The organism is Endozoicomonas sp. 2B-B (assembly GCF_053470045.1).
In genome coordinates this window covers 3,507,901-3,518,594 of the sequence record NZ_JBLZMU010000001.1, presented here as the reverse complement: position 1 = coordinate 3,518,594, position 10,694 = coordinate 3,507,901, and the positions used below count along the sequence as shown (strand labels likewise).

Here is a 10,694-nt window from a genome sequence, read left to right as displayed (position 1 = left end):
AACAGGCTTTAGGAGCCATGATCCAGATTATTGTTATCCATCAGGTTGTTAAGAATATCAGCATCACTTCCGCCCAGGGCGAACAGATCAACATCTTTGAACCTAACTTTCTTCGTAACATCACCATTGGCGGTATCACTGATCTCCATCACGGTATCATTGCCGCTGGCAACAAAATGAAAATGCTCATCAAGGCTGTCACTTGGATCCACCAGAATATCATCCAGCTTCAGCACATCGCCTTCATCGGTGTTGAAATCGGTAATAATCAGCTCGGCAGGGTTTTGCGCTGTGCCGGTGGCATTAAAATCAAAGATATCAGCCCCCAGACCACCAGAAGCAGTGACGTCGTCATGGTCAATAGTGAAAATATCGTCCCCGATATCGCCAATCAAAGTATCCAAACCCGCACTGGAACTATGGTCAAAGCCTGCCACCCGGTCGCTGATGGTAACCACATCATTACCACTGCTGTCACTCAGGCTACTGCCGGTGTAGCTGAACAATAACTGTTCTGAGCTGTCAATCTGGGCGCCATCAAAGGTCACGGTAACTTCCTGACCGTTTATGGCAACGCCAGTCACCAGACGTGCACTGCCATCAATTTGAACGGTAAAGTCAGAGTTTGAGGGCGAGCCGGAAATGGCTTCGGAGAAACTCAGCACCAGCTCGTTACTGGAAGCCAGAGATGAGGTTAAATCAGGCGCTTTCAGATCCGACTGGGTCACACTACCTGCAGAGAGCGCATCGGTGGTTGACACGTTGCCCGCCAGATCCTTGATAAACCCGGCGGAGATATCCAGCGCATCATCGCTATAATCACCACCGGAGTTAGTTTCGATACTGTCAGCCTTGGCCGCTGCCAACTCAATAATAAGTTGGTTGTTGTCAATCACTTTGGCAGACAACACGTCATCTTCACTGAAGCTCTCAGTCAGTGAGCCGTTGACCTTGTAGCTGAGCTTGCTCCAGTCCAGCACCAGCCTTAACTCGGTGCTGTCAGCCGGGGCGTTAGCACTAAGGATACTGTTAAAGTCGTTGCCATCAAGAACGAGCATATTACTCTCAGGATCGTACTCGGCCGACGATATCGTCGTTGCCGGAGCAGTAGTGTCAATATGAATCTCTTTAGCTCCGGCCATAGTGTCTTCAATGTCCAAACCGTTGATAACAGAAGAAGACACATCCACGGTACCATTGTTGGGGCCACCGCCACCATAAAAACGGCCACCATTGGTATTAATACTGGTAACATCCAGGTCATTCACCAAGTCCCCGGCCTGGACGGTATAGGAAAAATTAAAGACCCTGGCCTTAGTACCACCTGATTCCACCAAGGTTGCCGTCTGGCCATTGCTCAGAGTTAAGGTCGGCGTACCACTACTGGTATCCACCATCACTTTCTGGCTAAAGCCGACGGTGATATTGATAACGTCACCTGCCTTGTAAATGCCATTTGCCGTACTGGCTGTGATAGATTCCAGGTGGGTGGCATATTTTGAATTATTCTCTTGCCAACCTGAAGCTTCAAGTGCACTCTGACTCCAGGTAAAGGTCGATAAATTACCCGCCGAATCAGCAAGCCAACCTTGATCGACCCTTATATCTATATCAGAGAACTCATTATTGTTTCTGAAGTAGGAATAGCCCTGCCACGAAACTAAACGCTCATACCCTTGATCTGAAAGTGATATTACCCCTGTTGAGGAAGAACCACTATGAACTTCAAATGAACCAACATCACTTTCCTGAAAGTAAAAACTGGTGCTTTGGCCGAAATTATCGGTACCAGTCAGTACAAATTTTGACCAACCAATTCCGAACTCGTCCGTTAAATCCCCCCCCTTTAGGCGTTACGAATGAGCTGGAGGCATTAAATTCAAAAACATGCCCCCACATAAAAATTCTTGTGATCGATTGCGTGGGAGCAATGGTATCAATTTCAATATCCGACTGACTAGCCAGCGAATCACTGTCGTTACCAGTGGGTAGAGTGCTGGTATCCAAGTCATTTCCGGCCTGGTCCTGTATGCTGCCCCCCGACAATGAAATGCTCGATACATCCAGGTCAGAATCGTTCTCCCCCGACGAAATCGTGTAATTAAATATCAGCTTGTCTGTGCCGGAACCACTTGCATAGGTGGCCTGACCACCGCTATCTAGATTCAGGATCGGGGAGCCGGTCACATTGACCGCCTCGCTCATAGAGACCTCTATTTGGATCAGCTTCCCTTCGCTGTACTCACCATCCGCTGTCAGGCTGCTGATTTGCAGAATTTCTGGGGCATTAACATCAATGATGGCGCTGCCCGTCTGGGCCAGGGCATCGTTACTGCTTACCGGAGGCAGTGTGGTGAGCATGCTATTCCCTGCGGAGTCAAAGACCATGACTCCGGCAGGTACGGTCAGCGCTGTATCAGAGGCATAGTTAAGCCCTTGGCTGTTTTCACTATTACCCGCACCAAATGTATAGACAAACCTTAATGTATCGCTTCCTGCACCACTGTCATAGGTGGCTACTGCGCCGTTGTTAAGAGCCAGAGTTGGGTAAGTGCTGGCATCGGAAGCATCAATGCCACTGACGCTCACAGCTTCACTAAGCTGAACAAGAATGACCACCTGTTCTCCGATGGAGAAGTGACCGGGATCTTCAAGCCGTACCTGCACGACTGTCGGAGCAGCAATGTCGGCGTAATCCAGGGTCAGGTCACTGACAGCCGCTGCCCCTTCGTTACCCGCCAGATCCCTCAGGAATCCCGCCTGGATATCAACACCGTCCTCCGAGCCTTTGTAGCCAAAAATACCCTCAAGTTCAGCAGCCTTGGCGTCAGTCAACTGGATCGACAGGGTATCCGTTCCTGCCAAACGGGCAACCGTCACATCACTGGCAGAGAAGCTGACGTTTTGTGTGATACCGTCATCCTTGTCGATATCAATCACCAGCTTGCTCCAGTCCAGCCTGCCCGAAAGATCGGCGGTGGCACTTTCGCTGTTGTTCAACAGTTGATCAAAATCCGCTCCCTTCAGCAGGAGCTGGTTGTTGCTTTCATCGTAGGCGGCACTGGTGATGGTGGTGGTAGCTGCATCTGTGTCAATAACAATGTTACTGTTACCGGCCAGTGATTCAGTGCTGGCGGTTCCGGGCAATGTCAGGCTGACATTACTGCCTGCACCGTTGACCAGGGAGCCTGCAGACGGGAATCCTGAAATGCCGGTACTGAACGTCAGGGAACTGGTATCACGATAGTTAAGGTCATCAATGTTTTCCCCGGCACTCACGGTATGGCGGAACACAAATTCCCTGGTACCATCACCGGAGACATAAACGGCATTCCCCCCATAAGGATCAGCCTGGGTCGGCTGTCTGTCATTAAGCAACAACAAGAGAGGGTCATTATTAGGGTCGTAATTTTGCAGCGAGACCTTTTCACTGAACCGTACGCGAATCAGAATCTCATCACCGGCCTGATAGCTTCCATCTACGGTGTCGGAGGAAACATTAAGAACCGTAGCGCCGTTGCTGGTGACAGTAACCGCCTGATCCGCAAGAGCATCGGTAGTCGATCGGTTGCCCGCCCGGTCAGCCATAAAGCCTTGACTGATATCCAGTGCTGTGTCCCCTGATACGGTACTGAAACCATTGTTGTCCAGTACCTTGTTGACGCCTTCATCAATAACAATCTCAAGCCGGTTACTGTGAATCTCTACTGAACCAATATCCGAGGCGCCAAGACTGACACTTTCAAAGCTGCCATCAGGCTGTTTCAGTTTTATAGAGAGCTTGCTCCAGTCAAACCGTGACAGCGCATCTCCTGTCAGGCTCAGGCCAACGGATTCGCCACTGCCCAATAACGCATCAAAACCACTGCCATTGATGGTCAGCTTTTGATCATTGGCGCCTTCGGGAGCCAGGGTAACCCCGGTAATAGACACATCTGGGGCGGAGCCGTCGATCATGATATCCGCGGTACTGGCCAGCGAGTCGCTATTGGCAGCAACAGGAACCGTCAGCACAGCGGCATTGCCCGATAAGTCTTTGATGGTGCCGCCATTAAGCTGCAGGGCACTGGCACTCAGTACATCCAGGTCCGGTGCCTCATCCCCTGGCTGAACAGTGTACTCAAACACCAGCTCCTGGGTACCAGACCCGGAACTGAACCGGGCAGCAGAGATATTGTCACCAGTGCCCAACAACAGTACCGGTGTACCCGTCACCTCCACGGCTTCATCAAAGCTCACCTGCAAACGGATAACGGAACCCGTTGCGTACTCCCCATCTGCCGTCAGGCTGGTGATACTGCTGACAGAAGGTGCAATACCATCAGGAGGCAGTATGAAGATCTCCACGCCAGCGCTGTTGCCATCATTCATGGTGTTACCAGCCGCATCCTGGAAGAAGCCATCACTGGTAATCCGGATCAGATCCTGACCTTCCTCATTACCATAGCCTGAAGTGGCACGCATGGTGGCAAGCTTGCTACTACTGAACTTAATGTTCAATTGCTGATCATTAACGGCCAGGGCGGACTCAATATCAGCAGCGCTAAAGCTGATATCCGTGTTACTGCCGCTATTGTCTACAACCCGCCATGAAAGTTTTGACCAGTCCAGTCTGCCAGTCAGATCGGTATCGGTAGACTCACCTGGTGACAGCAGTGAGCTGAAGCCATTACCGGAAAGCGTCAGAATGCCCGCTGAACTGGCTGAGCTGCTGCTGAGCCCTACGGTCGGAGACACAGTATCAATCCTGATGTCGTTTTGTTGAGCCAGGGCCCCGGCTTCATTCAGCTCCGGCAGGAGCAAGTCTGCGTTGTTACCTAAAAGGTCGGTGATTGTACCGCCACCAAGATCCAGTGCGGAGGTGGATAATGCATTGAGGTCGGCGGACTCATCGGGGTTAGACACAGTGTAAGTAAACGACAGGACATTCGTTCCTGTGCCACCACTGTACGAAGCAAGGCGGTCAATGGTTCCTGTTTCCAGCTGCAGGGTTGGATTCCCTGTCACCTGAACTGGCTCAGAAAACTCTACCTTGACGGTAATGGTGTCACCATCGCGATACCACTGATCCGCGTCATCACTGTAAAGGCGCACGACTTCCGGGTTACCACCGCTGTTGGTCACGTTGTCGACGGAGAAGCTGGCTATCGAAGCCGTGTCATTGCCGACAAGGTCTTCCAGACGTTCGTTGTCCAGGGCACTGCCAGCAGCGGGCGGAGTGTAATCCAGAGTAACCGACTGGCCATCCGTAATCGCTTTGGAAAGCGTCAGGGTCAGTTGCTGGCCGTTGATCGCAAGGCTGCTGATCGGTTCACTCTGCCCATCAACGGCAATTCTAAACAGGGATGGATTAATGGTGGCATTACCATTCAGTTCCTCACTGAACGTTAATGTAACGGTATTGCCATCCACCTCGGCGGTGGACAGGCTGGGTGAAATCGTATCCGTGATATTGCTGACGGTCAGGTCACCATGATTGAGGGCAGCGGCGTCAAAACCCCGCAAATCTTCAATCCGGTCGTTATTATTACTGCTATCTGCACTGGATGGGCTATAGCTGAACGTCACCGACTCCCCGTCTGCCACGGGGCTGGCCAGCTGCACCGTTACCTGATTACCACTGATTGAGGTACTGCTGACCGATCTGCTGGTACCTGCTACCTCAACATTTAGAATACCGCTCAGGCTGACACTTTCGTTCAGATCCTCTGAATAAGTCAGGGTGAGAGTATCACCGTCCACCACGGCACTGTTTATAGTTGGTACTGAGGTGTCTGTATTATTCTCAACCAGCGCACTACTGAAGCTACTACTGTCATTTCCCTGGTCATCCTGAATGGGGCCACCGCCATTATTGCTGGCATCTGCCACGTTATAGGACAGCTTAACAATATCTGCATCGCCAACCGGGCTGTCCAGGGTCAGTGTCATTCGGCTACCGGAAATACTGACGTTTGATACCGTGCGGCTGCCGCCACCCACCAGAGACAGGTTGAAAGCGCTGACATCAGGAACACTGGCGGGATCAAGTGCTTCATTGTAATCAATGACTAGCTGGTCACCCTCCACAGTCATGCTCTGACGAACTGCGGCAGAAACATCGGGCGTCACTGTGGCAGAGAAACTGCTTAATGCGGCAAATGGGTTAATTCCCACCTGTTCCTGAAGGGCATGACTGCCTGGCGTATAATCAAGCGTCACACTGCCCGAGGGACTGACCACTGTGTCCAGACTAAGGCGAATCTGGGTATCGTTGAGGTAAGAGACATTAAGAACATTGACGGCACTGCCATCAATAGCCACATCAAAGTCAGCCAGGTCAGGGACACGACTCCTATCCATATTTTCACTAAAAGTCAGTACCAGATTCTGTGTATTGGCCACGATTTCAGCAGAGGACAGGGTGGGGGCGGTACCGGAGAAGATGACGGTTGAAGTATCCGTCGTGATGTTTCCAGCACTGTCAGTCTGGGTAACGGTAATATCCAGCGTCCCGTCAGACAGGGCACTGACATCCAGTTCACTGCCCGCCAAACTCCAGGTGCCATCCAGTCCAACCGTGACGGTGGCAGAGACAGTCGCAGCTGATGTGTCTTCAATTTCGACCTGAATGGAAGCACCGGGCTCACCAACACCGGAAACGAGAACGGCACCTTCTTCGGCAGCGCTGATCTGGTTGTCACCCATTATGTTGTTATCAATGGTAATGGTTCGGGCAAGGGTGAGCTGACCATCGCTCAGTAGCTGCTCAATAATTTCCTGATCGGTGTTGCCCAAGGACGAGAGATCCGTGTTTTCCAGCACAATCTGCTGAACTATATCGCCACCGGCCACCGTGCTGATATCAATAATGGAGTCACTACCTTCTACACGGAACTGGATAAACTGATCAGCCGAAGTACTTTCTTCACCACTGAGCAGGGCGTGCAAATCGAGAATATCACCACCGGCACCAACGGAAAAATCTGTAACATGGTCAACAGCCGGGTCGGCAGCGGTGCCACCATCACCAGCTTGCCAAACCAACCGATCCTGACCACTGCCACCTGTTAACCAGTTATCGCCCTCACCACCAATCAGAACATCAGCGCCTGCCTCACCGTACATAAAGTCAGTATCGTTGCCACCCGTCACAGTATTACTCTGTGGATCACCCCGGCTGACATCTGCGCTATAAGTGGTCGCAGAACTGGCAACACCACCTGCTTCCGTCGAGGTAACACTGATATTCAGCGGATCACCGTCGTTCAGTGTTAACGAGGGCGTGAAGCTCCAGTTACCATCACTGCCAACCGATGCACTGTAATTGTTACCATTGATAGTAAAATTCAGCACTGCATCTGGTTGACCGGTACCGGTGATTACGGGCTGGAAACTGCCATCTAGCATCACCGAATCAATTTTAGGCGGTGTATAAAAGTCAATGGTATAGGCACTGCTCTCCAGCGCACCATCACTCACCTTGAAACCTACACTGCCATGATGGCTACCGTTAATGCTGGCATCTGCGGTAAATTCCAGGTTGGGAATATCACTGGCACTGACTACCTGGTTAATGGAGACGGCACTGCCGTTTAATGTCAGGCTTCCCGAAGCAGGCAGGGACGTCAACGTAATGGAAGCAAGGCTATCCCCTGAATCCACATCGCTGAAGCCAAATTCAGCAAGAGTAAAAGTATGCTTTCCCGCTTCACTGAGACTCAGATTGTTATCAGCTGCAATGGGTGCGTCGTTGGTGCCGTTAATGGTAATCACTATATCGCGGGTGGTGCCATCCAGAGACCTCACCGTAATGGTTTCATTCAGGCTGTCACCATCCCCCAGAGCCTGAATAGCTGACTGACTGTTATCCGCTGAATAGCTCCAGCTGCCATCGGTGTTCATGGTCAGTGAACCATAGGTGCCAGATATAGTCTCTCCGGTAAAACTCCCCTCGCCGTTATCTACATCGTTCACACTCAGGCTTCCTGTTGCAGTCAGGATATTACCAGCATCTTCAGCAACACTACCGGTGTCTGTACCACTGATCACCGCAGCATCGTTGGTGCCAGTTATTGTGATAGTCACCTGCTAATCAACGGTTCCGCCTTCGCCATCGTCAACTGTGACGGTGTAGGACTGAGTCAGAGTCTGACCGGCGCCCAGGTAATCGATGTCGGCATCATCAACGCTGAAACTCCAGTCAATCCGACCGCTGCCGTCGCCCTGAGTGTCATCCGCCGCGGTGGCCGTCAGGCTGCCCAGATAACCATTGGCCCCGGCACTGACGCTGACAGTCTGCTGGTCATTCAGATCGACATCAGCAATGGTGAACGAGCCAGTGTCGGTCAGGCTGTTGCTGTTTTCACCGGCACCCCCGTCGACAATCTCGGTGACTGCACCGGCAACATCGGTGGCACTGGTAATAGTAGGTGCGTCGTTGGTGCCGGTCAGAGTGATAGTCACCTGCTGATCGACGGTACCGCCTTCGCCATCGTCAACTGTGACAGTGTAGGTCTGAGTCAGAGTCTGACCGGCGCCCAGGTAATCGATGTCGGCATCATCAACGCTGAAACTCCAGTCAATCCGACCGCTGCCGTCGCCCTGGGTGTCATCTGCCACGCTAGCCGTCAGGCTGCCCAGATAACCATTGGCCCCGGCACTGACGCTGACAGTCTGCTGGTCACTCAGATCGACATCAGCAACGGTGAACGAGCCAGTGTCGGTCAGGCTGTTGCTGTTTTCACCGGCACCCCCGTCGACAATCTCGGTGACTGCACCGGCAACATCGGTGGCATTGCTAATAGTGGGAGCGTCGTTGAGGCCTTCAATGGTTATTGAAGCACTCTGGCTAACCGTTCCCCCATGACCATCGTCAACTTCGTAGCTGTAATCAATTCTTTCTGATTCCCCTGCCGCCAAATAGTTATAAGCGGACGAATCCAGAGATAGGCTGTTGCCATCTTCCGAGATGCTGATGCCAACCGGGTCACCGGCGGTGAGTCGGAGGTTCACAACATCTAAGGTGTCGGTCTGATCAACATCAGTACTCCCTGCCAACAAATCAATACTATTTGATGGCGAATTCTGGTTAGTCCTCAATAAAATTGCATTTTGAACTACCGGGTCATCATTACTTCCTGCCAGGGTGATGCTGGCGGTTTGGGTCGTAAAATCTCCCTGTGAATCCGATCCTTGATATTCGTAGGTGATGATTTCCATCTCGCCAACGGCAAGGTACTTATAAGCTTCCGGATCAATAACCAGCTCTGATCCTTCTTCGGTCACACTGACGCCAGCTTCGTTACCAGAAACCAGACGAAGGCTGGTAACAGACAATTCATCGTCCAGATCCTTATCACTGGCTTTTTGTAAAAGATCCAGACTAATGCCAGAGTCATTCTGATTTAGATCAAGAACAATCGGAGCCTCTACTTCAGGCGTATCGTTGACACCTTCTATCGTGATACCTACGGATGCCTGGCTTCTGTTTCCCTGTGAATTGATAACCTCAAAAACAAAAGTAACAGTCTGGCTTTCACCCTTTGCCAGATAGTCAAAGTCTGCTCCAGGCTTGAACTCAAAAGAGCCGTCACCACTTATATTTATTGAACCTGCTTCCGTTGCAGAAACCAGAGAGTACGTCAATGCTCCGCCAGCACCACCACTATTATCTGTCGCAGAAAGCTGTCCCTGAAGGATCGGTGAATCTTCATTACCATCCATTGACAATGCCTGAGCGACAGGCTGGTACGAAATAACGACAGGCTCTGGAGTCTCCGATTCTTTCTCAGATTCTTGTTGTTGAACAACTGCGTTAGTGACAGGCCTGCTGCTGGCAGTCAGGATCTCAGAAGACTCGGTAATGGATTCCTCATCTAACTGGTCATCAGTTTCAAGCGTGATAACAGGGATATCTGATGGGGCAAGCCTGGGTTCTGTCTGGTCAGGACTTCTCTCTTCGGAGGTATCTTCTTTTGCCGCTGAAGCTTCTGTTGGAGAACCGGGATCTGCTCCTTCAGCAACAGCGTCCCGAACCTCTTCATCAGCCAGCTCTTCCTCGGCCTGTTCTTCATCGATATCAGTATCCTGACCGGACAGCACACTATCTGTAAGAGTAAGTGGCTGCTGACCACTCAGTTCCAGAACCTGGTTATTCGATGTTGTAATGACAACGAGATCACCATTTTCTGAAACGACCCGATCATTAAGAAAAACTTTGTCCCCTGGCTCGAGAACTATTTGGGTTCCATCCGGCTTTATGGCGATCACTTTACCAGACGCTGCTGAGATCTCACCAATAGCAGGTGCAGAGTTTCCTGAGCTTGAATTCATATTTCTGTACTCTCTGAATCCTGAGGGAAAAGAGGAAACTCGATCCAAGTGCTGTGCAGCCAACTCAAGCACAGAATAAGGCGAGTTCCCTTCGCTCTTATATTCACGAAAAAACAGTTTATAGTTTATTAATCTCAGGGGAGACAGAATAAAGCAGCTTTGTTGCAATGCTCCGACATTTAGCTTTTAAATCTCTTTAAGAGGTCTTTATAGCAGAGGTTACACCTTCGTAACTATGCACCTATAGGCAAGTTAACAACTTTTAAACGACTTCTTATTGAAGATAGAATCATTTCTAATAAATAAAGTTCATCTGGGAAATTGATATGATTTCTCACTACTGTCCGGCTAAACATACCCAAGCTCCAGCCCCCTGATTC

The 10,694-nt window shown here is 50.9% G+C and carries 2 protein-coding genes and 1 pseudogene; all 3 read right to left on the bottom strand.

What is annotated here, in order from left to right; genetic code table 11:
* Nucleotides 1–8: 8 nt before the first annotated feature.
* Complete coding sequence (locus ACOMHB_RS13390; RefSeq protein WP_448216991.1) at nt 9–1,397, bottom strand: type I secretion C-terminal target domain-containing protein; 1,389 nt, start codon at nt 1,395–1,397, stop codon at nt 9–11.
* A 382-nt stretch (nt 1,398–1,779) separates the two neighbouring features.
* The gene (locus ACOMHB_RS13385; protein WP_448218637.1) at nt 1,780–7,392 is read right to left on the bottom strand and encodes a SwmB domain-containing protein; all 5,613 of its coding nucleotides are present in this window, start codon (nt 7,390–7,392) and stop codon (nt 1,780–1,782) included.
* A 39-nt stretch (nt 7,393–7,431) separates the two neighbouring features.
* Nucleotides 7,432–10,314 (bottom strand): annotated as a pseudogene (locus ACOMHB_RS13380) (VCBS domain-containing protein); the annotation flags it as partial.
* Nucleotides 10,315–10,694 lie beyond the last annotated feature (380 nt).

Coding starts and splice junctions, on each gene's coding strand:
- ACOMHB_RS13390 (WP_448216991.1), bottom strand. CDS start 1,397: ATGGTGGATACCAGTAGTGGTACGCCGACCTTAACTCTGAGCAATGGC.